The 24,363-nt window shown below is 40.3% G+C and carries 21 protein-coding genes and 1 tRNA gene; 15 read left to right on the top strand and 7 right to left on the bottom strand.

From position 1 onward, the window contains the following. The first annotated feature begins 24 nt into the window (after window positions 1-24). A complete protein-coding gene (locus NIES592_RS04075; protein WP_062242623.1) occupies window positions 25-327 on the top strand; it encodes a DUF2288 domain-containing protein in 303 nt (100 codons plus the stop codon). Between the two features lie 138 nt (window positions 328-465). Here the strand turns inward: NIES592_RS04075 and NIES592_RS04070 are convergent, their stop codons facing one another. After that, a complete protein-coding gene (locus NIES592_RS04070; RefSeq protein ID WP_073555003.1) occupies window positions 466-2,622 on the bottom strand; it encodes a WD40 repeat domain-containing protein in 2,157 nt (718 codons plus the stop codon). 262 nt (window positions 2,623-2,884) lie between these two features. On the opposite strand from NIES592_RS04070, the gene NIES592_RS04065 reads away from it, so the two are divergent. The 4 genes from NIES592_RS04065 to NIES592_RS04050 all read left to right on the top strand — a co-directional run bounded on the left by NIES592_RS04065 (window position 2,885) and on the right by NIES592_RS04050 (window position 7,622). After that, window positions 2,885-4,153 (top strand): tocopherol cyclase family protein, encoded by a 1,269-nt coding sequence (locus NIES592_RS04065; RefSeq protein WP_062242620.1) that lies wholly within the window; start codon window positions 2,885-2,887, stop codon window positions 4,151-4,153. Between the two features lie 35 nt (window positions 4,154-4,188). Next, window positions 4,189-4,262, top strand: a tRNA-Arg gene (locus NIES592_RS04060). 272 nt (window positions 4,263-4,534) lie between these two features. Next, window positions 4,535-5,068, top strand: a complete 534-nt coding sequence (locus tag NIES592_RS04055) for a YdcF family protein (RefSeq protein WP_062250362.1) — start codon at window positions 4,535-4,537, stop codon at window positions 5,066-5,068. 340 nt (window positions 5,069-5,408) lie between these two features. Further along, window positions 5,409-7,622 (top strand): transketolase, encoded by a 2,214-nt coding sequence (locus tag NIES592_RS04050; protein ID WP_073555002.1) that lies wholly within the window; start codon window positions 5,409-5,411, stop codon window positions 7,620-7,622. Window positions 7,623-8,021: 399 nt separating this feature from the next. On the opposite strand, the gene pepP is transcribed toward NIES592_RS04050, so the two are convergent. After that, window positions 8,022-9,329, bottom strand: coding sequence for a Xaa-Pro aminopeptidase (gene pepP / locus NIES592_RS04045; protein ID WP_073555001.1), 1,308 nt, complete (start codon window positions 9,327-9,329; stop codon window positions 8,022-8,024). 107 nt (window positions 9,330-9,436) lie between these two features. On the opposite strand from pepP, the gene NIES592_RS26175 reads away from it, so the two are divergent. The 4 genes from NIES592_RS26175 (at window position 9,437) to NIES592_RS04020 (ending at window position 14,572) form a co-directional block, all read left to right on the top strand. After that, window positions 9,437-9,796 (top strand): Uma2 family endonuclease, encoded by a 360-nt coding sequence (locus NIES592_RS26175; RefSeq protein WP_143168335.1) that lies wholly within the window; start codon window positions 9,437-9,439, stop codon window positions 9,794-9,796. Between the two features lie 228 nt (window positions 9,797-10,024). Then, window positions 10,025-11,287, top strand: a complete 1,263-nt coding sequence (locus tag NIES592_RS04035; RefSeq protein ID WP_073555000.1) for an acyltransferase family protein — start codon at window positions 10,025-10,027, stop codon at window positions 11,285-11,287. 332 nt (window positions 11,288-11,619) lie between these two features. Beyond that, window positions 11,620-12,804, top strand: a complete 1,185-nt coding sequence (locus NIES592_RS04030; protein ID WP_073554999.1) for an FG-GAP repeat domain-containing protein — start codon at window positions 11,620-11,622, stop codon at window positions 12,802-12,804. A 559-nt stretch (window positions 12,805-13,363) separates the two neighbouring features. Next, window positions 13,364-14,572, top strand: coding sequence for an FG-GAP repeat domain-containing protein (locus NIES592_RS04020; RefSeq protein WP_073554997.1), 1,209 nt, complete (start codon window positions 13,364-13,366; stop codon window positions 14,570-14,572). Window positions 14,573-14,667: 95 nt separating this feature from the next. Here the strand turns inward: NIES592_RS04020 and NIES592_RS04015 are convergent, their stop codons facing one another. After that, window positions 14,668-14,835 (bottom strand): hypothetical protein, encoded by a 168-nt coding sequence (locus NIES592_RS04015; RefSeq protein WP_256678061.1) that lies wholly within the window; start codon window positions 14,833-14,835, stop codon window positions 14,668-14,670. Between the two features lie 322 nt (window positions 14,836-15,157). On the opposite strand from NIES592_RS04015, the gene NIES592_RS04010 reads away from it, so the two are divergent. Further along, window positions 15,158-15,940: an ABC transporter permease gene (locus NIES592_RS04010; protein ID WP_073554995.1), complete on the top strand. Its 783-nt coding sequence runs from the start codon at window positions 15,158-15,160 to the stop codon at window positions 15,938-15,940. 25 nt (window positions 15,941-15,965) lie between these two features. Here the strand turns inward: NIES592_RS04010 and NIES592_RS04005 are convergent, their stop codons facing one another. After that, the gene (locus NIES592_RS04005) at window positions 15,966-16,559 is read right to left on the bottom strand and encodes a MarC family protein (protein ID WP_062242590.1); all 594 of its coding nucleotides are present in this window, start codon (window positions 16,557-16,559) and stop codon (window positions 15,966-15,968) included. A 220-nt stretch (window positions 16,560-16,779) separates the two neighbouring features. Here NIES592_RS04005 and NIES592_RS04000 point away from each other — a divergent pair, with 220 nt between their 5' ends. Beyond that, complete coding sequence (locus tag NIES592_RS04000) at window positions 16,780-17,592, top strand: carbon-nitrogen hydrolase family protein (protein ID WP_062242587.1); 813 nt, start codon at window positions 16,780-16,782, stop codon at window positions 17,590-17,592. 42 nt (window positions 17,593-17,634) lie between these two features. On the opposite strand, the gene NIES592_RS03995 is transcribed toward NIES592_RS04000, so the two are convergent. Then, on the bottom strand, window positions 17,635-18,204 hold the full coding sequence (locus tag NIES592_RS03995; RefSeq protein ID WP_073554994.1) for a hypothetical protein: 570 nt from the start codon (window positions 18,202-18,204) through the stop codon (window positions 17,635-17,637). Window positions 18,205-18,272: 68 nt separating this feature from the next. Further along, window positions 18,273-18,788: a pantetheine-phosphate adenylyltransferase gene (gene coaD / locus NIES592_RS03990; protein ID WP_009455774.1), complete on the bottom strand. Its 516-nt coding sequence runs from the start codon at window positions 18,786-18,788 to the stop codon at window positions 18,273-18,275. 568 nt (window positions 18,789-19,356) lie between these two features. Between coaD and lgt the strand changes: the two genes are divergently transcribed. The 4 genes from lgt (at window position 19,357) to rlmN (ending at window position 23,116) form a co-directional block, all read left to right on the top strand. Further along, the gene (gene lgt / locus NIES592_RS03980) at window positions 19,357-20,214 is read left to right on the top strand and encodes a prolipoprotein diacylglyceryl transferase (RefSeq protein ID WP_009455770.1); all 858 of its coding nucleotides are present in this window, start codon (window positions 19,357-19,359) and stop codon (window positions 20,212-20,214) included. A gap of 244 nt (window positions 20,215-20,458) precedes the next feature. After that, window positions 20,459-21,265, top strand: coding sequence for a precorrin-4 C(11)-methyltransferase (cobM, locus tag NIES592_RS03975; protein ID WP_073554993.1), 807 nt, complete (start codon window positions 20,459-20,461; stop codon window positions 21,263-21,265). Window positions 21,266-21,329: 64 nt separating this feature from the next. Further along, entirely contained in the window at window positions 21,330-21,809 is a 480-nt protein-coding gene (locus tag NIES592_RS03970) for a flavin reductase family protein (protein ID WP_009455767.1), read from the top strand. Between the two features lie 242 nt (window positions 21,810-22,051). After that, entirely contained in the window at window positions 22,052-23,116 is a 1,065-nt protein-coding gene (rlmN, locus tag NIES592_RS03965) for a 23S rRNA (adenine(2503)-C(2))-methyltransferase RlmN (RefSeq protein ID WP_073554992.1), read from the top strand. A gap of 87 nt (window positions 23,117-23,203) precedes the next feature. Here rlmN and NIES592_RS25705 read toward each other — a convergent pair whose 3' ends face one another. Beyond that, complete coding sequence (locus NIES592_RS25705) at window positions 23,204-23,383, bottom strand: replication restart DNA helicase PriA (RefSeq protein WP_071846790.1); 180 nt, start codon at window positions 23,381-23,383, stop codon at window positions 23,204-23,206. Window positions 23,384-24,363: the final 980 nt, after the last annotated feature.

Here is a 24,363-nt window from a genome sequence, read left to right as displayed (position 1 = left end):
AAAAGATCATTTAACTAATGACTAATGACTAATCCAAATTTAAGAGCAGAATTAACAGAAAACTTAGATGAGGCGGAGTGGGATTGGCTAATTCCCCACGCACAAAGAGATGCAGTAATTGTGGTAGCAGTAGGATTAAATATATTGGATGTAGGTGTAGCTATTGCTAGTGATAATGTTTTAGAAGTCCAAAACTGGATTGATGAAGCATTGATTGCTAAACCATCTTTAGAGCAATTAGGTGAATGGAATAGCGATCGCACTAAGCGGTTTAATACTTTAATAGTCCAACCATTTGTATTAGTGCAAGAAAAATTGGCTGCATAAATCTAGTGCTAGAACTAAAGTTCAAGGCTAATAGCTAAAGTCTACTTTAGTAGACTGAAAGATTTTATATTCAAATTTTGAGCAGGTTAGCACAGCTAGTTGTGCTAATCTACTCATTAGTAATTACCAATTATCCCATTAATCAAACCCTTTCTCTATTTCTATGTCTTTGTATCGCTGTATTGTTCTAGATTCAAGATTTACTAACGTCACTGTTTTGTCTCCATTGGCAGTTGCTAATATTTTGCCATCTGGGCTATAAGCAACACAATAAATTGCACCTTCACCAATTGTAATATGATTAAGTTCTTCACCCGTATCTACCTGCCAAATTTTAAGATTTCCGTCGTAACTTCCACTAGCTAATTTTTTACCATCAGGGCTAAAAGCGACAGCATAAACTTCGTCGTTATGTCCTGTGATATTACTAATTTCTCTACCAGTTTCCACATCCCAGAATCTAATAATTTTATCTTGATGACCACTAGCTAAAGTTGTGCCATCGGGGCTAAAACAAATAGAATAAATTCTCCCTAATGTACCAGATTTACCTTTGAGAGTCAGAAATTTATCTTGAGTTAGATGCCAAATTTTAAGAGTTTGGTCGCGCTCACCACCACCACTAGCAACTAATCTATTATTAGGACTGAAAGCAACGCATAAAATTTCATCTAGATGTCCTGTCAGTGTATATATTTCTTTTTGCTCATCTAGAGACCAAAGTTTAATAGTTTTATCTTGGCTACCACTAGCAATAATTTTACCGTTGGGGCTAAAAGCAACAGCATAAACCTTCTCTTTATGTCCGATAAAATTACAAATTTCTCTTTCTGTATCTACATCCCATAATTTAACCGTTTTGTCGTCATGACCACAGGCTAAAACTTTACCATCAGGGCTAAAAGCAATTGAATTAACTTTCCCAGAAACTGTGAGAGTGCGGTTTTCCTGAGTATCTAAACGCCAGATTTTGATGGTTTTGTCATGACTACCACTAGCTAAAATCCTTTTTTCTGGCGCAACAGAATTGGGATGAAAAGCAACAGAAACAACTCGTTCTGTATGTCCTCGTAAGCTAGAGAGAGATTTGCTCTTTTGTATTTGTGTTGTTGGTGGTGTTGGAGGCGCTATCTCAACTGGCGGTAAAGCTTGTGTTGTTTCAGTTTTTGCTGTTTCTGATGGTTGAATATGTAAAATTGTATTTTGTGGTTGAGACTTAACTGGTGTTGGAATTGTAATTTTTACTTGGGGTTGTTTGACTTTTTCAGCTACTTCTTGACTGAGACGTTTTTCTGTTTGAGTTAAAGACTCTGCTAAGTTCTGCATTTCGGTTTGCAGTAAAGCGATCGCATATTTAAATTCTTCTAATTGTTTTTCAGTATTTTTATTAAAGCCTTGTGTATAAGCATTTAGTTGAGTGACATATTCCCTCAAGGGTTGAATTTGCTGTTGAGTATTTGTATTTAACTGTTTTGTAAAATTCTCAAGTTGTTCTAAACGTTGATGAATAGCATCAAGTTTTGTTATGGGCTGTTGGGAATTAGTAGTAATTTTTTTTGTCTCAGCATCAAGTTCTCCTACTTGTTGTCTGAGTAGTTCAAATTGCTTTTGAGTACTGGCATTTAACTGTTGAGTGTAGGTGTTGAGTTGGGCAAAATTTTGTTTGAGAGTTTCTATTTGTTGAACACTTGTATATAACTGTTGAGTGTAGGTGTTGAGTTGGGCAAAATTTTGTTTAAGAGGTTCTATTTGTTGGATACTTGTATATAACTGTTGAGTGTAAGCATTGATCTGGGTAAGATGTTGTTTAAGAGGTTCTATTTGTAGCTCAGTCGCCTTCATCAACTGTTGCCTAAATGTATCAAATTGCGCTAAACGCTGTTGATTAGAGTCGGTATTTTGCTCCTTTTGATTTTGTCGTAATTCTTCTATTTGTTGTTGAGTTGTTTGACTTAATCTTCGTGTAAAGTCATCAAAGTTTTCTAAGCGCTGTCTAAAGGGATCAACCAATTGATCGAATTGGGCGATCGCATTTTGCCGATATTGCTCGTTTAAACGCTTCAATCGTTCTCGATTCGTGAGGTTTAAACCAAGGGCTACAGTTAAAGGAAATGCTGCGTAGACAACTTGTTGAGTGGCTGTAGCCGCCAAGGTTCCAATTGCGGAGGCGTATAAGGAAATATATTCAGTAACTTCTAGCCAGTGGAGTTTGGTCATATTTGGTGGACTGCTGTACTTGCGGCTGGGAGGTAAAACAGCTAGAGCATGCAACGTAGTTTTAGGAGATATCTTCATCTTCTGCTAAGAAACTTCTCCAATCTGTGCCCAGAAATCCTCATTACCCACAACAGATAAATAAACGTAATGCCTGAAGCAGGATAATGGATTAACTTGTAGGGGTGTAAGGGTGTAGAGTGTGGCGGTGAAACTTGCTTAATGGAAACTGCCAAGAAGTAAGTGCGATCGCCCATACTAAAAAAGGGTGTAAGGTTACTTTGAATGAGGTTTCCTCACACCCTTCTCCTTTTACACTCCTAAATCTCTGTCAACAGAAATCATGCTTGGTTTTCTTAGCAATCCTTTTGACACCACCCAAACTCCTCACAGTGGTTATCACTGGGATCATAGTAGCCGTCGCTTTTTTGAAGGTTGGTACTACCGCGTTACATTGCCTGATGAAGATCAATCCTTCGCCTTTATGTACTCTATCGAAGACCCCATCGGTGGTAAATCCCATAGCGGCGGTGCAGCCCAAATTTTGGGGCCGAATGATGAGTATTTATGTCGTACCTTCCCAGAAGTCAAGAATTTTTGGGCAAAGCCGGATGTGCTAGCTTTGGGTCATTGGGGTCAAACTAATCTAGAAGGCAGAAGAGGGCAGAGGGAGAGCGAAGTTCCAATGAAAAACCTCACCCCCAGCCCCTCTCCTTGCCAAGGAGAGGGGTGTCCGATAGGACGGGGTGAGGTTACTTTCAATTCAGAAGGCAAAAAGGAAGAAAGTTTTTTTCACAAGCTTTTGAGCCAAACTGTACCAGATACTCAACCTTGCTACTTGGAACCAGAAGAATTTGAACGGTATATTCAGCAAGGCTATCAAGCCACAGCTACCTTAAATCAAGGCATTATCAGTGATCCCAGTACTAGTCAATATTGTCGTTGGCAATATGAAATTCAACCCGTGTATGGCTGGGGAAATCAACGCAGTATACAGCAATCAACTGCAGGCTGGTTATCATTTTTGCAGATTTTTGAACCCGGTTGGCAAATCTTGATGGCCCATGGCTTGGCTAGCGGTTGGATAGACTGGAATGGCAAACGCTACGAATTTACCAACGCCCCTGCTTATGGTGAAAAAAATTGGGGTGGCGCTTTTCCTCAAAAATGGTTTTGGGCAAACTGCAATAGTTTTTCAGACACTCCTGACTTAGCCTTAACTGCTGGCGGTGGTAGACGAGGAGTGCTGTGGTGGATGGAATCTGTAGCGATGATTGGCATACACTACCAAGGCAAGTTTTACGAATTTGTGCCTTGGAACTCACAAGTTAGCTGGAATATTCAGCCTTGGGGTAAATGGCAAATGCAAGCCCAAAATTCCCACTACGAAGTTGAATTAACAGGAACTACCGATTTACCAGGAACTCTCTTACGTGCGCCGACAGAAAATGGTTTGATTTTTTGCTGTCGTGACACTTTGCAAGGGCAATTAAACATAGAACTGCGAGAAAAAAAGAATAATCAACAAGAAATTATCCTGAAAGCACACAGTTCAGCTTGTGGATTAGAAATAGGCGGCGGGCCTTGGAATGATGCTTGGCAGTCTCATTAAAAGTGGTATCATGGGAAATGATATCCATATATTTTGGGGCTGTAGCTCAGTTGGATAGAGCGAGCGCCTCCTAAGCGCTAGGTCGCCGGTTCGAGTCTGGCCAGTCCCGTAGTCTAAAAACTTTTATATATATTAAAGTTGCACGAACACTTTGCATCTGCCCCAATAGCAGCTAAAATCTAGCATCGAGTCAGCAACTATCTATTGTTGCTGGGCTTACTTGATTGCTTGCAAAACAAGGAAATTACCCAAAACCATACTTGGGAAAACTTCTCCTGACTTTGCTAGGGTCAATTATTCTTTTTCAAGAAAAATTTTTGCAGCTGACGAACTGATAAAACCTTGAAAAAGCCACTGTTCAAAAATCTTTCTTCTCGGTTGATGATTCTCACCCTACCACTAATAACATTGTGGGGTTATAAGGAAATCCAAGGCCAATTTACACAACCACAAGCAATTTTAGTCTTGGGTGGTTCCACAAAAAAATTAGAACGAGAAAAATTTACGGCAGATTTTGCTCGTAAACATCCCAACTTACCTATTTGGATTTCTGGAGGTAGTCCACCAACAGTGACAAGAAAAGTATTTGCCAAAGCAGGAATTCATCATCAACGCTTGCACTTAGATTATCGAGCTAATAATACAGTAGAAAACTTTACAACCATAGTAGATGAATTAGAAAAAAATAATATCAAAAGTGTCTATTTAATCACTTCTGACTATCACATGAGACGCGCCAAAGTCATCGGTGAGATTGTTTTGGGTAGTCGAGGAATTACTTTTAAACCAGTGTCAGTTCCTTCTAGTAGTTCCCAACCAGAACCAATTGGTAAATCTATCCGCGATGGTGTGAGATCCTTAGTTTGGGTAGCAACTGGTTACACAGGTGGAGATGATTTGCCAGATAAAAATTGAAGTAGTTGAATTTCACAATTTACGCAAAAAATAAAGAGGCGGGAAGATGGGGAGATAGGGAGAGAATTTCCCCCCATAATCCCATTACATAATCCTCACCGTCCCTTCGTCCAAAGTATTAGTATTACGTTTGACTCCTTAGTGTCTTGGTGACTTGGTGGTTAATTCTACGCTGGGGGATTTTGGGCTAGTTGAGATTGCTCTCAAATAGAAGCTATTTATCTTGATGATGCTGAATAGCAATCAATAATGACCGTCGAGAAGTTGTAAAATTTTTGTTAAATTGGCGAACATCTATATCAATTTATAGTTTCTCCTTAGGCTTAGTAAGGTACTTAGCATGACGGCAACTACTTCCAAAGCAACTTCAGCGCTTCCCAATTTTTACGAAGGGATTCAATATTTTGGCGAAGCACCACCGGAATTTGAAACCTATGGTGCAACTCCAGTTATAGAGTCAGGAAAAACAGCGATCGCCAATCCAGAAGAAGCAACAGCAGTATACCAAACCTTGCTCACTGCCGATGCTTTGCGTTATCTGACACTACAAATTACCGGAAGTAAAGCCTCTGGACACCCTGGTGGTTTCGCTTCGCAAGCGGAAGCCTATGCTGCTTTGGTCATGCTCGGTTACAAAAATATTATTACGGAAGTGGGACACCATGCCCCCGGTTTTTATAGTGCCATGTTCTTGGATCGCTCCTTAGAAGACATGGGCATTTATACAGTACAACAATTGCGCGATCGCTTCCGAGAAAAACATGGACTTTTGGGACACCTGTCTGGCTACATTCCCGGTATTCTCGCACCTGCCGGCCCTTTAGGACAAGGGCAACATTTTGCGATGGCTGCTGCGCTGTTGTATAAAGATAAACTATTTCCCTTCACGGTTGGCGATGGAGGACTCGGTGAACCCTATGTTATGAGTTCGATGGCGCACTTCCACACCGCCTATCCCGGTGTGACAAACTTTCTACCAGTGTTGGTGTGGAATGGTTATAGCCAAGAACACCATAGTATGGTATCGATCAAAACCAACGAACAGATGATGTCGTACTGGCACGGAAACGGTTTTGAAGAAGTTGTGTTAGTCGATGCCAAAGATTTTGATGACAAAAACCAAGCAGGAGATTACGTAGATAGTACCGCTTTTTCTTTCGCCCAACGCCTCGCTTTCACCCAAGCAGTACTTTTAGGTATAGATGAAGCGGCGCGATCGGCTTTGAGTGGTAAGCTAACTGTATTCATCATTAAACAACTCAAAGGCGCAGGCGTCCATGCCCGGGGTGCAAAGTCTCATAACCTTTATCCCAAGGACACACTGGATGCACCCCATATTGTCAACGCCTTGAAAGAACGTGCCTTACCTCTGGAAGCTTGGCAAATCGTACGGACAAACTGTGAACGTGCAGGCGGAGGTCCAGCCGCGAAAACAGTAGTTACCGAATTTGAGTATCCCTTACCAGACTTGGGTGAATTGCCTTTAGAAGAATATGCTGTGGGTGGCGATCCCAAAGTTTCTACAACGGCAATGGGACGTTTAGTGGCAAAAGTTGGACAAATCGATGAAAACTTCCTTGTCACCAACGCCGACGGTAATGAAGCATCAGGTATTGGTAACATCAACCAAGCATTAAAAATTATCCACCCCACCACTGACGACTTATACAACCAAGCACCAGGCGGACAAGTTTACGAACCTCTGAGTGAAGATGCTTGCGCTGGGTTAGCTGCGGCTTTGTCGTTGATGGGTGCTAGAAGTTTGTGGTGTTCCTACGAATCTTTTGCCATTAACGGTTTACCAATTTGGCAAACTGTCACCCAAGCAATGGCAGAATTGCGACGTCCTACTCCCTCGACAATTACATTATTTACCGCTGGCGCATTAGAACAAGGACGTAATGGTTGGACTCATCAACGTCCAGAAATTGAAGCTTACTTTGCTGCGATGATGCGAAATGGAAATGTCTTCCCATTGTTCCCCCCCGATGCTAACAGTATTCAAGTTTGTTATGACTGGGCATTGACAACAAAAAATAAGGGAATTGTCATCACTGCTAGTAAGTCGCCATTGCCAATTCGCACTACTTTTAATATGACTCGTCATGGGTTACAAGATGGTGCGGTAGTCTTGCAAGAAGTTGCTGGAGATAAGCAAGTAGTGTTTGCTGTAATTGGCGACATGACATTAATTCCCGTGTTTGAAGCAGCAGCTTTCTTAGAAACAGAAGGTATAGGGGTGAAGATAGTTTCCGTGATTAATCCCCGCCGTCTGTATCGTCCCCATGACACAAGTTGGGATACCTGCGCTGAACCTGATGGTGGTTTTATTGATGATGAAAAATTCGCCGAATTATTTGCAGGTGATGCGTTAATTGGTGTGACTGGAGGTGCGGCGGCGATGTTAGAACCTGTTATGCTGCGGAGTGTATGCAAGCGTGATACCTTTGCGTGGCGGCGTGGAGAGACGACAGCAAGTGCAGGTGAGTTAATGACATTTAATGGTTTAACTGCGGAGGCTTTGACGAAACGGGCAATTGAATTAGTGCATTAAAGTTGGATTTGTGAGTGAGGAAAATGTGATACATCGCCAAGAAATAAATTTTAAGGACTTTTAGCTGAAGTAAGCTAAAGCTTACTAAGCTTAAAAACCTGGTTTCTATTACGTTTAAAATTGGAACCTCACACTTTACCGTTGAGTTGAGTTTTAGAAATTGACCACCGATGAACACCGATAAAAAGACAGCCCAGATAAAAACCATCTGTGTACCCTATGGAAAGCCGCCCTTAGGGGCGTCTACATCCGTGTTCATCTGTGTACCCTGCACCGAAGCCACTTGCGCGTCTACGATAATTATTATCCCTGTCGCTACGCCACAATCTTTTTGAAAACTCGACCACCGATGAACACCGATGAACACAGATAATAGATGACCCGTTGGTGACTAGAGTTTTAACTCTCCAAGTCTTCGATTTCTTTGGGTACGCCAGCAGTCAAAACTTCATTTCCCGTCGGAGTCACCAAGACATCGTCCTCAATCCGAATGCCAATACCAACCCAACGTTGATCTATTTCTGGTTGGTCTTCTGCTGGCTTAGTATCTGGGACTATATAGAGTCCTGGTTCCACTGTCACCACTTGACCTGGTTGCAGAATTTGCGGGTTATCGCCATGCTGGTAAACTCCTACATCATGCACATCTAAGCCTAACCAATGGCCAGTGCGGTGCATGTAAAAAGGTTTGTATTTTTCTTCCTCTATTAATTTGTCGATTTCGCCTTTGAGGATGCCGATTTCTACTAAACCTTCTGTGAGAACACGGACAGCGGTATCATGAAATAGATTATAAGGATTACCTGGTTGCACTTGAGCGATCGCTTGTTTTTGGGCTGCCAAAACAATCTCATACAAGATTTTTTGTTCTGGGGTAAATTTACCTCCCACAGGAAATGTCCTGGTAATATCTGAGTTGTAATATGCGTAGGCACAGCCAGCATCAATCAGCAGTAACTCCTTATCCTGCATCTGCCGATTATTCTCTACATAATGCAGTACACAAGCATTGACGCCAGAAGCAACAATCGAAGGATAAGCTGGCCCCATTCCGCCTCGCTTGCGGAAGATGTGTTCAATTTCTGCTTGCACTTCGTACTCATAAAGTCCTGGTGCAGTAAATTGCATGGCGTGGTTATGTGCTTCTACTGCAATGTCAGCAGCTTTACGCATGAACTCCAATTCTGCTTGACTTTTAATCAAACGCATACTGTGGAGGATCGGACTAGTATCTTCGATCGCGATCGGTCCTGTACCCCGCTTCGGATAAGTCCGCATTAAGCGTTGCCAATGATTGAGGATTTTATCGTTAAAAGCGCGATCGCGTCCTAAACGATAATAAATGCGATCGGCTTTTTCAAGATACTGCGGTAATTTTTCATCTAGTTCCGCAATTGGGTAAGCTTCATCCGCGCCGTATATTTCCTTGGCTGCTTCTACCCCACAGCGATAACCACTCCAAATTTCCTGTTCTCTATCCTTGGGTTGCACAAACAACACAAATCGATGTTCTGGATGATGGGGTGCTAAAATTGCTACTGCTTGCGGTTCGTTAAACCCAGTCAAGTAAAAGAAATCGCTATCTTGACGAAAGTTATATTCGACATCGTTGTGCATTACTGCTGTTGGCGCACTGCGAAAGATGGCAGTACCATTACCAATCTTGGCCATTAACGCTTCCCGACGCTGTTTATATTCTGTCTGCATGATTCTGCTATAAAGAACTTATCTAATTTTGTCTAAAGTTAATACTAGTTAACTACAACCACAATCGCCAGACGCAGCCTGGATAAAAAGTACACGTTGCAAGCTATATCAGTAGAGTTACGGAAAAATTTGCACTCATTTGTCTTGAGTTTGTCATTGAATTACGTTCTGATAGTGATAGTTTGCAGCTTTTACAAGAAAAGATGCAAGAATATATCGAAAATGGAACACAGTTAGGCTGGTTGATTGACAGAAAACAACGCAAGGTTTTTATTGACCATCCTGGCAATGTTATTGAGGAATTGGCGTTGCTGAATCAAGATATGAATTTACAATTCACGGGTATGACCAGACGTAGTAGAGACGTAGCAATGCTACGTCTCTACGTCTGGTCAATGATTTGGCATCGAACTACAAAAATGTATGCACACATAATTCATGACCAAATTCAGCAACGCCGGAATTAGATAATCCTCAAACACTGAGTGGAGAGCCTTTACTACCAGGATTTGTTTTGGATTTCAGTCAGATATGGTAGGTAGAAGATATTAAAAATCACTAACCACTAAACACTAACTACCAACAAAATTAAAATTATATTTTTGCCAATTTGGCAACATACCAAGTCAGTTATTAGTTATCAGTTATCAAATTAAATGATTCAATTTTAACTGTTCACTGATTTAAAAATATCAATGGAAAAATCAATAAATTACTCGTATTTGCCACAGATCATTCAAAATCAGAATCGATTAGATGTCCTATTAGCTCTGCGCGGTTTTGCTTGTTTGATGGTAGTAATTATCCATTGCGCGCCGCCTCGAAATGCACTTATTTATCAAAATTATGATTTCAGTTGGATCTTATTTAGTCATGGTGCAGTAGCTGTTTGGATTTTCTTTTGTTTGTCTGGCTATTTAATGGGAAAAGCCTTTTTTACTGAGCGTTATAGCAGTGATGTCACAGGAGTCATTAATTTTTGGCGTAATCGTGTTATTAGAATTTTCCCTCTTTATTATTTTGCTATTTTGATTTTATCTATATTTGTTTATCCTGATGTTCTGAAATTCGAGAATTGGGGATATCTACTGCGGATTTGTACTTTCACATTTAATCCTTATATTGCATCTCAATCTGTAGCATTTAATGATGTGTTTTGGTCTCTATCTACAGAAGTACAATTTTATATAATTATCCCTTTTATTTACAATTTGACCAAATCTTTAGTTTTCAATCAAAAGTATGTAATTGCAACAGCAATTTTAATTATATTAATAGTCTTTTTCAGCAAAACCTTATCTTGGCTTAGCTTATTTCATCAAATCAATCATCAAATGGAATATGCTTTTAAATATTGGTATACTTCCATATTTAATAATATTGATATATTTTTATGTGGTTTTTTAGTCAATGCATTGATTAAATATCAAAAACCAACATCTCATAACATAGAATTTAGATTTCATCACAAAGTATTTTGGAATAAAAAATATTTATCTATAATCTTGATGATTTTACTTTATCTATTCACTGCTCATCACTTATATCATCAAGAATTATGGGGATTAACTAATCGTCCTGGTGGCTGGAGAACAATCACAACTATCTTTATTTTTCAGCCATTAACCGCAGTAATTACATCTTTTTTTATTTTTGCTTTTGAATCAGATAATTATTATATTTCTAGTAAAAATGAAAAACTATCATTTGCTTCTGTTCTGAAAAATCCTCTCCGGATATTAGAACTATTTGGAAATTTATCTTATGGTGTCTACATTTGGCATATGCCAATTTTAGGGAAAATTTATTCAATATTTACATCAAATATTCCTCTTGAAGCTTTTCATCACAGACTAGTAGCAACACTGTTTTTGTCAGTTATACTAGCTACTGTTACATACTACCTAGTAGAATTACCAGCAACAAAATGGAAAAATTATCATTCTTCTTCTAATTAAATATATCATTACGTGTATTAAAATTACAAATACTCAGCACATTTTAGTACATGTTTATTCTTTAACTATTAGACTCCATAAAAAAACAGTTGATAAATTGTAGATGTTTGTTTAGTTAGCAATTTGTTTATAATTAGCAATAATATCTGAAAAAAAGTTATTAATTTGAACTTATTTTTTTCAAAAAAAAGCTAGCAAAAGCTTTTATTTTAGGCAAAATGTGACATTTATTAAGAAAATATTAAAAAGCCAAATATGTTATTAACTAACACTTGAATCAAAGAGACAAAAAGAGTTAAAAGGTTTATGACCACTTGTCTCAAACACACGCCATGTCCGATCAGATTTCTACTTCTAGTAGCGCTCCAATCTCAACAGACAAATACACAAGCAAAAGTCAATTAGAAATAGAGACTTACTCAAGCTATAGGAGTTCTTCAGATGCAAACTCTCAGCTTGATCTTCCGAATCTACAGAATCCTAATCCTGTATTCACGAGTGCGGCAATCATATCGGATTTCAACGGTGATGGTAAAAACGACAAGTTCTGGCGTAACTCTCAAACTGGCGAAAATGCCATTTGGTTAATGGATGGGACAAATGTCGCCTCTGCGGATTTTGTCAAGACAATGGGTACAGAGTGGGATGTTAAAATCGGCGATTTCAATGGTGATGACAAGACAGACTTACTCTGGTTCAACAAAGCCACAGGTGAAAACCAGATTTGGCTGATGGATGGTACAGCTGTTGTCTCTGAAGCGTCCTTGGCAACACTAAGTCCAGATTGGACACCAGTGATTGCAGATTTCAATGGCGATCGCAAAACCGATATCCTCTGGCGGAACACAACAACCGGTGAGAACGCCGCTTGGTTAATGGATAGTACACAAGTTACCACTCCGTCTTTTCTCCAGACTGTTGATACTAATTGGACAGCCAACATTGTTGATCTCAACAGCGACGGTAAGACAGATATCTTCTGGCGCAACAAAGCCACAGGTGAAAACGCTGTCTGGACAATGGATGGTACAAACGCCACTGGTGCATCCTTGCCAACACTAGGTACTGAATGGGAAGCTACCTTGGGTGATTTTGATCTCAATTACCAAACCGACATTCTCTGGCGCAATACAGCCACAGGTGAGAACAAAGTTTGGTTAATGAACGGTACAACCGTTGCTAGTGATACTGCTCTACCTACGCTCGCAGGTTCTAGCTGGAAACCATTAATTGGTGACTTTGACGGTAATGGTAAGACCGATATCTTGTGGTACAACCAGGAAACTGGCAAGAACCAGATATGGATCATGGATGGTAGTAATGTTCTCACCACAGTTGCTGCCGATGCACCCAGTGGAGCTTGGGTTCCCAGTATCAGTGATACCAACGGTGATGGTCGAACCGACATCTTCTGGCGGAATTACGAAACAGGTGAAAACGCCGTTGTGGTTGTAACTGGTACTGACTCTACTCCTACAGCTCTACCTACCCTTGGCAAAGAATGGTATACCTTTTAATTCAGTTAACTGGTAACTGATATCTGCTCGTTGACAGTAAGCGCCGAAATAAAATCCACACTGCCTAAAGATTTTCATACATAGCGGGTCATTATTGTGGAGATTGTTCGTAAAAGTATCTTCACTTACTATCTAAAAGTTTTGAGTAAACACTTTAGTAGTTGAAAATTTCAGGACTTTAGTTCTGACTAGGAACTACTAGAGCGATCGCAATTTTGTGCAATTACAAAGGCATCTACCACCCGTTATTATGACAATCAGTTGAACACGCGGAAACGTTAAATTGTCTATATTTATGATTCGTCTTTTTTTGGTGAATGTTTATAGGTAGACATTCATCAAAAATTACTGTTTTTATATAAAATCCAATATTTTTATTACTCATAAAAATGTTAATCACAAACAACATTAGCCAAAGTATTAGATGTTTGTTTTTGACAAAAAAAACATTAAAAACAGGTAAAAATTTTATGAACACTTGTGCATTCTCAATTATCAATTCCTAATTCTCAATTCAGAATTAGGCTCTTTCTCCTTGTGCTAACTAGAAACCAACATTATGCCTAACTCTAATTCTTCCTTGAATTTGTCTATAGAAACTAGTGCATCAAAATATACTTCTACAAATCTTTTTGATGACAATACCGTTCCCAATCTTAGTTTTAAGCTGGGACATTCTTCAAGCTCAAATGATGAAAACCAGTCTTCAATAGCAGCAAAAAATCCTAATCCTAATCCTAGATTTAGCAATGCAGCCATTGTTGCAGATTTCAATGGAGATGGCAAAGCTGACAAATTCTGGCGTAACTCTCAAACTGGTGAAACTGCTATTTGGCTGATGGATGGCAGCAACCCTAGAGCATCTACTGTAACTACTGTAACTACAGTAGATGCTTCTTGGGACTTTAGTTATGCCGATTTTAACCGCGATGGCAAAACAGATATCTTTTGGCGCAATCAAAACAGCGGTGAAAATGTGATTTGGCTGATGGATGGCACAAACATTGCTGCTCAAGCTAGTGTACAAACAATCAACCCAGTCTGGACTTATAGCATTGCGGATTTCAACGGTGATGGTAAGAGTGACGTTTTATGGCGTAATACTCAAACTGGAGAAAATGCTACCTGGTTGATGGATGGTACAAATGTCACAACTGCCGCTTTTTTACCCACCACTGACACAACTTGGACTTCTAGTGTGGTTGATTTTAATGCTGACGGCAAAAACGATATCTTTTGGCGCAACAACATCACTGGTGAAAATAAAGTCTGGTTCATGGATGGCATCAATACATCAGAATATGCTCTGAGCAAACTGGAAGGTAACTGGGAGGCTAACGTTGGTGATTTCAACAACGATGGCAACAGTGATATCCTCTGGCGTAACTACGAAACAGGCGAAAATAAAGTTTGGCTGATGAGCGGTATCTTCATCAGTGAGGGTAATTTATCGAAACAGGACTCTGCTTGGAAATCCTATATTGGTGACTTCAATGGTGATGGCAAGACAGATGTCTTCTGGCACAATCAAACGACAGGTGAAAACACTGCTTGGTTAATGGATGGCACATCAATCGGGACTGCGGCTTTCTTACCTGGGACTGGTGCATCTTGGCAACCGAACATCGGCGACTATGATGGTGATGGCAAGACAGATGTTTTCTGGCGCAATGGTGAAACCGGTGAAGTTGCAGTTTGGTTTATGAATGGCACAACTGCTAATGGTGTCTTTCTGCCACAAATTGGTACTGAATGGAGTGCCTTTTAACTGTTATCGAGTTTAAAAAAACCCCAAAGACAGCGCACTCTCCCTTGATCTTGCAGCTGCAAATGGTGGGTTTGACCTCATCTTTTGCCCAAAAATTAGTTTGTACCAGATGTGCCATGGCACGTCTGGTACATCTGGTGGAATAATTGCATCGTTGCCGCCATATTAATGTCAGCAGATCGTGTTAAGAATAAAGCATGTTCTGGGGGTAACAAGTAAGTGCGATCGCTCGGATCATATTCCAAAATCCCACCCGTTACCATTGCCCCTTTACTCAATGTCAAATCTATAAAATCAAAATTTTAATGTCTTAGCTCTATTTTCTTTGAGCAAATTATGGAACTAGTGGTCTAGTAAGGAAACTTTATGGAGTAGAGAAATAAACCGCCCTCCGGGTTTGCCACCTTGCCATCGTGACGGAGACCGCCAAGACGGCAAGTGGACTCACCAAGATGCCAAGTGCGCCAAGATCAAGAGAAAAAGAGGAGTTGAGAAGTTAATTCACCCAGCAATTTAGGCTGCTAGACTACTAGCAAAACAATAACAATTAAACCAATTGATAGGTAATAAATACAGGTATAAGTAATGTCAAAATACCTAAAATTACTAGGAATATTTTGGAGTACAGCGATCGCGGCGGAGATGGAGTATCGTGTTAACTTCCTTTTAGCTGCCCTCAGCAGCCTGAGCAATTTAGCAGGCAGCTTATTTGGGTTATTCTTATTTTACGGACAAGGCTACACCTTTGCTGGTTGGTCGTGGGAAGCAGCTTTGCTTGTGCTGGGAATTTTTACTCTGTTGCAAGGCTTTTCGGCAACTTTTCTGGCCCCTAACCTCAATCGCATTGTCCGTCATGTCCAAGAAGGAACCCTCGACTTTGTTTTATTAAAACCAATCCCCAGTCAATTTTGGCTTTCTACCCACACTCTTTCACCTTGGGGACTCCCAGATTTGGTTTTTGGTTCTATATTGCTTGTCTATGCAGGTAGAAAGTTGAATTTGGGAATAGATGACTACCTCTTAAGTACTGTGCCGTTGGGTTTTGGCTTAATCATACTTTACAGCCTCTGGTTTATGCTGGGAGCTACCAGTATCTGGTTTGTCAAAATTTATAATGTTACTGAGGTACTGCGCGGTTTGTTGGAAGCTGGTAGGTATCCAATGGTAGCTTATCCGGCTGCTTATCGCTTTTTCTTCACTTTTGTAGTACCTGTGGCATTTTTAACTACAGTACCAGCAGAAGCGATGCTAGGGCGCAGCGAAATTTCTTGGATGCTTGGTGCGGGAGTGCTAGCTTTGCTGCTATTTTTTGTTGCCAATAAGTTTTGGCAATTTGCATTACGGTTTTATACTAGTGCTTCCAGTTAGCAACAGGGCGATCGCTACTCAATACTTAACTCAAAAATAACTCCCTTATCCCTGTACTACCAATTTCTACTGCTAAGGCTGCCAGTAAAAAGCCTAAAAGTTGAGTGACAATTATTTCTCCTTCAGCACCAAACCATTGATCGATAAAATTTGCCTGTCGCAAAATTAACCAACTGACGAGCATTGCTGCGATAATTCCAACAATCACGCTAATATGCGGATTGGGAGACTCTGACATCAGTAACATTACGGTAGTAAGTGTACCAGGCCCTGCTAGTAGGGGTAAAGCCAAAGGAGTAATTGCTACATCACGCTCTTTGTCGATCACTGGAGTATCTAAGTCGCCTTGGAGCATTTGTAAAGAAATTAACAATAGTAGTAGTCCCCCAGCTACTCTTAACGACCCCATGCTGATATCTAAGTAACTCAAAATCAATTGACCACCAAAAGCAAAGATTAAGAGTACTGCTATTGCCACCAAAATAGCTTTATCTATTACCTTATTTCTTTGTTCTGGTTCCATACCTTTAGTAAGAACCAAAACTACTGGTACATTGCCGATCGCATCAGCAAGCACAAAAACAGCCACAAAAGTTTTAATTAGAACAGAGGCATCCACAGTAGACAGAAATTATCAAAATTTTATAACAACCTAACCTCAATTTAAGTTTTTTTCCAAGCATCTAGGGGAAGAGGAGGTGGGGATTAGGGGCAGTGGGGAGGTGTGAGAAGTATGAGGGGTGTGAGAAGTGGTAAACAATTAACAACTAACAAACTCTTGACTGTTGACTCTTGACGTTTGACTATTAACTATTAACTATTAAATTGTTGTTAAATCTATGAAATGTTATTTAGCTGCTGCTATTCAAATGACAAGTGTGCCTGAACTAGAAAAAAATTTGGCACAGGCAGAGGAATTAATTGATTTAGCTGTGCGTCAGGGCGCTGAATTGGTGGGTTTGCCAGAAAATTTTCCTTATATGGGAGAAGATAAGGACAAACTTGCTCAAGCTGAGGCGATCGCATATAAAACAGAAGCATTTTTGAAAACGATGGCCCAACGTTATCAAATTACCATTTTGGGTGGTGGCTTTCCCATTCCTGTAGAAGGCACAGGTAAAGTTTATAACACTGCTTTACTTGTTGATCCTAACGGACAGGAATTGTCGCGTTACCGCAAGGTACACTTATTTGATGTTAATGTTCCTGATGGTAATACTTACAGAGAATCCAGCACAGTGATGGCTGGTACAGAATTACCTTCAATTTATGCTGATGAATTACTAGGTAATATCGGACTTTCTGTTTGTTACGATGTTCGTTTTCCTGAACTTTATCGCCATATGTCATCCAAGGGAGTGGATGTGATTTTTGTGCCTGCGGCTTTTACTGCTTTCACAGGCAAAGATCATTGGCAGGTGCTGCTGCAAGCCCGTGCAATTGAAAATACCAGTTATATCATCGCCCCAGCCCAAACAGGACTCAATTATAACCGCCGTCAAACCCACGGCCATGCAATGATTATCGATCCCTGGGGAGTGATCTTAGCTGATGCTGGAGAAAAACCAGGAATTGCGATCGCAGAAATTAACCCATCACGGCTAGAACAAGTCCGCCGTCAAATGCCTAGTCTACAACATCGAATATTTTAAGGATGAAGGGTGCCCTCTGGCTTCTGCCTTTTGCCTCCTTCATTACCCATTTTTCGGAAATTGAGAATTTCGTGGTGGTGGCAAGTTTGGTTGCAACTGCTGTCTGCCGTTGTGAACTATTTGCAACATGTCGTGAAGTTGTTCTTCGATACTTTCGAGAACGCTATCAGCATATTCATCTGCACCTTGTTCGATTGCTTCTGCTTCTGCAATCGCTGCTTGTCGCATTTCTTCTAATTCTTGCTGGCACTGGCGACGTTTACGGTCAATTTCTTCGAGAGTATCTTGTAACATTGCTTCACATTGCTGTTGCACTTGTCGCCGTAGTTCTGCGGCTTCTCGTTCTGCCTGTCTGAGGATGTCGTTATCATCCAATATTTGCGCTCTTTTAGCTTGTGCGGCTTCTACTATTTGCTGTCCATACTCTTCTGCCTGTAACAAAATTTCTTCTTTTTGTTGCAACATATCTGCTACTTCGGCAAAAGCAGTCGGCAAACACATTCGGATAAAATCAAGCTGATCAAGCAGCTTTTCTTCATCTACTAACGTGCGCCGCGTCAGTGGAATGCGAAAGCTAGTGAGGATCATTTCTTCCAAACGATTGAGTTCCATTTGAATATCTATGCTTGCCGTTGCTGTAGATTCTTGATGGGAACTCTGTTCGGTCAATTCTTGTGGGACTAAATTGCTTCCGTTTTGACTTGATTCGATACGGGATGGTTTTGGGCGTAGCATTGGTAAATATCCAGGGCAATGTGCGAGGGAACAAGATGATCAACGGAGCCACCAAATCTTGCAATCTCTTTTACCACACTACTACTTAAAAAACTATACTCATTAGATGTTGCCAGAAAAACAGTTTCTATATCCATAGAAAGAGTTTTATTGATATGAGCCATTTGTAACTCAATTTCAAAGTCTGAAATTGCTCTTAGCCCCCGTAGTAAAACAGCAGCTCCCCGCATCTGGGCATAATTAACAGTCAAACCATCAAAAGCATCAGCTTCTACATTTGGTAAATGCTCAACAGAGTGACGAATCTGTTCTAGCCTTTTTTGGACGCTGAATAGTGGCGTTTTATTAGGATTTCGTAGTACAGCAACAATTACCTTCGTAAATAGACGACTACCACGTTGAATGATATCTAGGTGTCCCAAGGTAATGGGGTCGAAACTTCCTGGATAAATGGCAATCACAATTTAACGATGCCTCACAGTTGTTTAAGTGATTATATCTAATCACAGTTAATTATTAACAGAGGTAATTTTTTGTTTTAGAAATTCTCACAATCGTCTACGATGCTGGTAAACTCAAGAACGCACGAACCATCGAACGTATGACATTACTAAGCGGTGAACTGGGTCAACGCTACCACTATTTCCCACGCATGAACTACAAGTTGCTAGGTGAAACTTGGATACCCGGACAAGCTGATAGAGTGTCTGAACTAATCGCAACAGAGTACTAAGCTGAACTGCTGCGACTTCTAGTCGCCTGTTCAGGGTGGAGGGATAAGGGTTCAAGGAATTTAAAAATCCTTTTTCCTTCACCCTTTAATCTTTACCCAAACTTTTTTCTTTCTGATTGAGCTAATAAAACTTAGAATCTAAGCTGTGGCTTTAGTAGCTAGTAGTTGTTCGTTGTTTGTTGATTGTTGTTCATGCCTACCAACTACCAACAGAGAACTACCAACAAATAACTATCTACTCACCACTGACAATTCAAAACTCAAGACTTTTAAATATTCTTTTTAGGTACTTCTGCATGGCATTGGATTTTTCCGCCTTGCCCTTGGCGTTTCTGTTTACATCTCCTGGACCGATTTTTGTGAAAATAGGGCCGATTACTATCCGTTGGTATGGTTTGTTAATTGCGTCAGCAGTCTTAATTGGCGTGACTCTTTCGCAATACCTAGCAAAACGTCGTAATGTGAATCCAGACTTACTGAGTGATTTGTCAATTTGGCTAGTAATTGGGGCAATTCCAGCAGCAAGACTATATTATGTTTTGTTTGAGTGGCCAGAATATGCCCAGCATCCCGAGCGGATTATCGCAATTTGGCAAGGTGGTATTGCTATTCACGGGGCGATTCTGGGAGGTCTTCTAGCAGCTTTAATCTTTGCTAAAGTCAAGCGGGTTTCTTTTTGGCTGCTGACAGACTTAGTGGCTCCTTCATTGATTTTAGGGCAAGCGATCGGACGCTGGGGCAATTTTTTCAATTCGGAAGCTTTTGGCGCTCCTACGAATTTACCTTGGAAGCTTTATATTCCGCCAGAGCGTCGTCCACCAGAATTAGCTAGTTTTGAATATTTTCATCCCACTTTTCTGTATGAATCAGTGTGGAATTTAATGGTATTTGCCTTGTTGATGACATTGTTTTTCAGAGGACTGCGGGGTAAACCACGTTTAAAAACAGGCACATTATTTATGGTTTACTTGGCAACCTACAGTCTGGGACGCCTGTGGATTGAAGGTTTGCGGACTGATAGCTTGATGCTTGGACCATTACGAATCGCACAAGTGGTAAGTTTAATTGGCATTATTTTGGGATTGAGTGGCTTAGCGTGGCTATACATCGCTAAACGTCCATTACCAGATGTTGTTTCGCCTCCCCAAGATTGAAGAGGTGGGGAGGTGGGGAGGAGAGTGTGAGGAGTGGGGGGAGTGTGAGGAGTAGGAGGAGTGAATAACTATTGACTATTGATCAATGACTAATGACTAAAAAATAAAAAATGCCCCAGAGTTTTCTCTAGGGCTTAACCAGGGTGCATCTACCATTCATCTCTACTAGATGGGGAGAGTTGATCCGGAAAGATACTGAGAAAATCTCAAAAAAAATTTTTTTAATTAATTATCTAATTTCTTTATGCGTAATAATTCTAGTGGCTTAGATAACAAAATTTACTTAAATTCACTAAATTCATGTGTGTATATAGTAGGAGCAGGACCTGGAGATCCCGAACTACTGACTATTAAGGCGCAAAAAATCTTGATGGCTGCTGATGTAATTTTATTTGCTGATTCTTTAGTGCCTCAACAAATTTTACAGTTCTGTCGCCAAGATGCAGAAATTATTCCAACTGCGAACAAGACTTTAGAAGAGATTCTGCCACTAATGATACAACGGGTGCGATCGCAACAGTCTGTTGCCCGTCTTCATTCTGGTGATCCCAGCCTCTATAGTGCGATTCACGAACAAATGCAGCTTTTGGCAGAGGCGGAAATCCCTTTTGAAGTTGTACCAGGTATTAGCGCTTTTCAAGCCGCTGCTGCTAAACTCAAAGTCGAACTCACTGTTCCTGGTTTAGTACAAACAATCATCCTGACGCGCATCAGCGGACGCACAGAAGTTCCTGCAACGGAAGAATTAGCTTCCCTCGCCTCCCATCAAGCTAGTTTGTGTCTTTATCTCAGTGCGCGTCATATCGAAGCAGCCCAAACCAAATTACTAGAACATTACTCACCTGACACACCTGTGGCTATTTGTTATCGTCTGGGCTGGGCTGATGAGAAGATTTTGATAGTTAGCCTTGACAAAATGGCTAATTGTACTCATCAAGAAAACTTGACTCGTACCACACTTTATGTAATCAGCCCTGCACTCAAAGAAAGTATCGGGCGATCGCGCCTATATCATCCTGAACATACTCATCTATTTCGTCCCAAAGGATGACTGTACTACAGTTGCTCCTGTTCGTTACACTTAGCAATGTAAAAAATATTAGGTAGATTAACTCATGCTTGATGAACAGGCAAAAAAAACGATGCTGTTGAAAATACCCCACGGACTCTACATCTGTGGTGTTAAAGATGGAGAAGAAATTAACGGTTTCACAGCTAGCTGGTTAATGCAGGCTTCATTTAAACCCCCCTTGATTGTAAATTGTGTAAATCAAAATTCGATTTCTCATCACATGATTAAAAACAGTGGGGTATTTGCCATTAGCTTCTTGGAAGAAGGACAAAAAGACATGGCACAAAAGTTCTTCAAGCAGATGCGTCGCGTTGGCAATAAATTTGAAGATGTAGAATTTTATCTGGGCGAAACGGGTTGTCCAATTATTTCTGATTCTTTGGGATATGTTGAGTGTCAAGTTGTCGATGCAGTGATGAAAGGTGATCACACTGTATTTGTGGGTGAAGTGATAGCTGCTGGTGTTCACCGTGAAGGTAAACAGCTACGACTGGAAACGACAGGTTGGCAGTATGGTGGTTAGTAGTTAGTAGTTTATAGAAAAAATCAACAACCAACAACCAACAATATTCTTTTAGGACTTACGCAGTGGTCACGGTAAAATGAACCGCAAAGGACGCAAAGAACGCAAAGGAAAGAGGCTTTCAGAGGGTTTTTGCGTAAGTCCTCTTTGCAAGTTCGTTACTTGACGTCAGTCGTTAATTTTTAATTTTTTACTTTTAGCTTGAGATAGCATATATATGCCAGTGCAAGTTTTGATTAATTATGTCTGCTACGTCTGTTTTGTCTCAGGTTGAGTCACCCACTCCAAAAATAACTATTCCTCCGTTGCTGGGTGCTTCTGTAACGGAATTAACTGCTTGGGTGCAGCAACAGGGACAACCAGGTTATCGAGGTAAGCAGCTGCATGATTGGATTTATAACAAGGGAGTACGATCGCTTGCTGATATTTCTGTCTTCCCTAAACAATGGCGTGCAGAAGTTGCAGAAATTCCCATAGGGCGTTCTACTATACATTACCGCTCGGTTGCCCCTGATGGCACTGTTAAGTATCTTTTAAAACTTGCCGATGGATTTATTATTGAGACTGTCGGTATTCCTACAGAAAAGCGTCTAACAGTTTGTGTTTCTACGCAAGTGGGTTGCCCGATGGCGTGTGATTTCTGTGCTACTGGTAAAGGTGGTTACAAGCGCAATTTGTCACGTCATGAAATTGTTGATCAAGTGCTGACTGTTCAAGAAGATTTTCAGCAACGGGTTAGCAATATTGTATTTATGGGTATGGGTGAACCCTTGCTAAATACAGATAATGTCCTGGCTGCGATCCAATCTCTAAATCAAGATGTGGGAATTGGACAGCGTAACATCACTGTTTCGACTGTGGGAATTCGCGATCGCATCCGTCAGTTTGCCCAAAATCAACTGCAAGTTACTCTGGCGGTGAGTCTACACGCACCTAATCAAACACTGCGGGAAAAACTCATTCCTAGCGCCCGTCCCTATAAAATAGACGATTTACTCACCGAATGTCGAGAGTATGTCGAGATCACAGGGCGGCGAGTATCTTTTGAGTATATTCTGCTTGCTGGTGTTAACGATTTGCCAGAACACGCTGCTGAGTTAGCAAAAAGACTGCGGGGATTCCAAAGTCACGTCAATTTAATCCCCTACAACTCGATTTCTGAAGTTGACTACCAACGCCCTAATCGTGATCGTATTCAAGCCTTCGTCAAAGTCCTCAAACAACATCATATCGCCGTTAGTGTACGCTACTCTCGTGGTTTAGAAGCAGATGCTGCTTGCGGACAATTACGGGCAAATAAGGAGTAGTTTTGGTTGGTGGTTGATAGTTGATGGTTGATGGTTGATGGTTGCCTGTTCCAAACAACAAACAACAAACAACAACCACTTACTTAATTACCGACGTGCATAAATTCCAGGGGCATAAGCTTCAATTACTTTCCCTGTAAGGGTGCAACATACCATTAAGTAGTCGCAGTTTTGGCATTGCGTCCGCGTTAATTGGCTATCCGAAATATAATGTCTTTCACCTTCACTGCCACAGTTTGGACAGTGAATTTTTTGTATTGTCTGCATTTGAAAACCCCTGGCTATACTCATAACTTTGTTGTTTGTAAAAGCTGTGTCTATATCAAATTCACTAATTTTTTTTAGTTTTACATTTTTGACAAAAATCAAATTTTTCTTTTTGCACTCAATATCAAGCTAATCTATAAAAGTTTAATATTTGATATTTTTTTTATTATCTTAATATTTATACTCTACAACCATCCTACTTTGGATATAAAAGTTATTTTTATTTTCTAGCTTCTTATAGATCCACTGATCCCTGTGTGTTATAGATTGAAAACTATAGCTTTATGGTAGTGACATTTCTTATATGTCAGTGAAAACTTGGATAGAGGGAAGAGAAATAAAAATTTGAATAATTAAGTCAGTCCGCGCTTAACTGTGAATTATCTATTTGACACTAATATCATAGCTTGAACACTTAATATTATCCGTTGGAGTCGGTAATTAGTAATTGGTTATTTTTTAACCATGTCCAATGCCTAAGCTTTGTATGGTGAGCAATTAGTTCAGACATGATTTTATTAATTCTAGTAACAAAGTGTTAATTTTTAGCTATCGCCTATTTTTTGTTGCGAAGGGAGTTGTGATGAAACTTCCATGATAAAATTTAAGGAAATATTTCGATTATATAGATGAACATCATTGCCAAGTTTGCTAATCTAATGATTAGTAATGGGTAATGGGTAATGAGTAATGGGTAATGGACAATGGGTTCCCCAATTGTCCATTACCCGTCATTTCTTATTTTCTCAACAGTCCTTGCTTATTGGATTTGCTGGTATTGCCGAAAATATGAGAAAAAGAGCATGAAGAATCTTTAGCAAATACAAAGCAAGACAATACTTGCCCAGGATCAAAATTCAGTCTTCAACTTCTGAGACTTGATGCCTACCTAGTACCAAAAAGGAGGCGTTGCTGAATCTGGTCATGAATTATGTTTGTATACATTTTTGTAGAGACGTAGCAATGCTACGTCTCTACAT

Source organism: Fischerella major NIES-592, from assembly GCF_001904645.1.
In the GTDB taxonomy this organism is placed as follows: Bacteria; Cyanobacteriota; Cyanobacteriia; order Cyanobacteriales; family Nostocaceae; genus Fischerella; species Fischerella thermalis.
This window is presented reverse-complemented; position numbering and strand designations above follow the sequence as displayed.

Excerpts from the sequence above, each read along its gene's own strand:
- NIES592_RS04075 (WP_062242623.1), top strand. The coding sequence starts at position 25 with ATGACTAATCCAAATTTAAGAGCAGAATTAACAGAAAACTTAGATGAG.
- NIES592_RS04070 (WP_073555003.1), bottom strand. The coding sequence starts at position 2,622 with ATGAAGATATCTCCTAAAACTACGTTGCATGCTCTAGCTGTTTTACCT.
- NIES592_RS04065 (WP_062242620.1), top strand. The coding sequence starts at position 2,885 with ATGCTTGGTTTTCTTAGCAATCCTTTTGACACCACCCAAACTCCTCAC.
- NIES592_RS04055 (WP_062250362.1), top strand. The coding sequence starts at position 4,535 with ATGATTCTCACCCTACCACTAATAACATTGTGGGGTTATAAGGAAATC.
- NIES592_RS04050 (WP_073555002.1), top strand. The coding sequence starts at position 5,409 with ATGACGGCAACTACTTCCAAAGCAACTTCAGCGCTTCCCAATTTTTAC.
- pepP (WP_073555001.1), bottom strand. The coding sequence starts at position 9,329 with ATGCAGACAGAATATAAACAGCGTCGGGAAGCGTTAATGGCCAAGATT.
- NIES592_RS04035 (WP_073555000.1), top strand. The coding sequence starts at position 10,025 with ATGGAAAAATCAATAAATTACTCGTATTTGCCACAGATCATTCAAAAT.
- NIES592_RS04030 (WP_073554999.1), top strand. The coding sequence starts at position 11,620 with ATGTCCGATCAGATTTCTACTTCTAGTAGCGCTCCAATCTCAACAGAC.
- NIES592_RS04020 (WP_073554997.1), top strand. The coding sequence starts at position 13,364 with ATGCCTAACTCTAATTCTTCCTTGAATTTGTCTATAGAAACTAGTGCA.
- NIES592_RS04015 (WP_256678061.1), bottom strand. The coding sequence starts at position 14,835 with ATGGTAACGGGTGGGATTTTGGAATATGATCCGAGCGATCGCACTTAC.
- NIES592_RS04010 (WP_073554995.1), top strand. The coding sequence starts at position 15,158 with ATGTCAAAATACCTAAAATTACTAGGAATATTTTGGAGTACAGCGATC.
- NIES592_RS04000 (WP_062242587.1), top strand. The coding sequence starts at position 16,780 with ATGAAATGTTATTTAGCTGCTGCTATTCAAATGACAAGTGTGCCTGAA.
- NIES592_RS03995 (WP_073554994.1), bottom strand. The coding sequence starts at position 18,204 with ATGGAACTCAATCGTTTGGAAGAAATGATCCTCACTAGCTTTCGCATT.
- lgt (WP_009455770.1), top strand. The coding sequence starts at position 19,357 with ATGGCATTGGATTTTTCCGCCTTGCCCTTGGCGTTTCTGTTTACATCT.
- cobM (WP_073554993.1), top strand. The coding sequence starts at position 20,459 with ATGCGTAATAATTCTAGTGGCTTAGATAACAAAATTTACTTAAATTCA.
- NIES592_RS03970 (WP_009455767.1), top strand. The coding sequence starts at position 21,330 with ATGCTTGATGAACAGGCAAAAAAAACGATGCTGTTGAAAATACCCCAC.
- rlmN (WP_073554992.1), top strand. The coding sequence starts at position 22,052 with ATGTCTGCTACGTCTGTTTTGTCTCAGGTTGAGTCACCCACTCCAAAA.
- NIES592_RS25705 (WP_071846790.1), bottom strand. The coding sequence starts at position 23,383 with ATGCAGACAATACAAAAAATTCACTGTCCAAACTGTGGCAGTGAAGGT.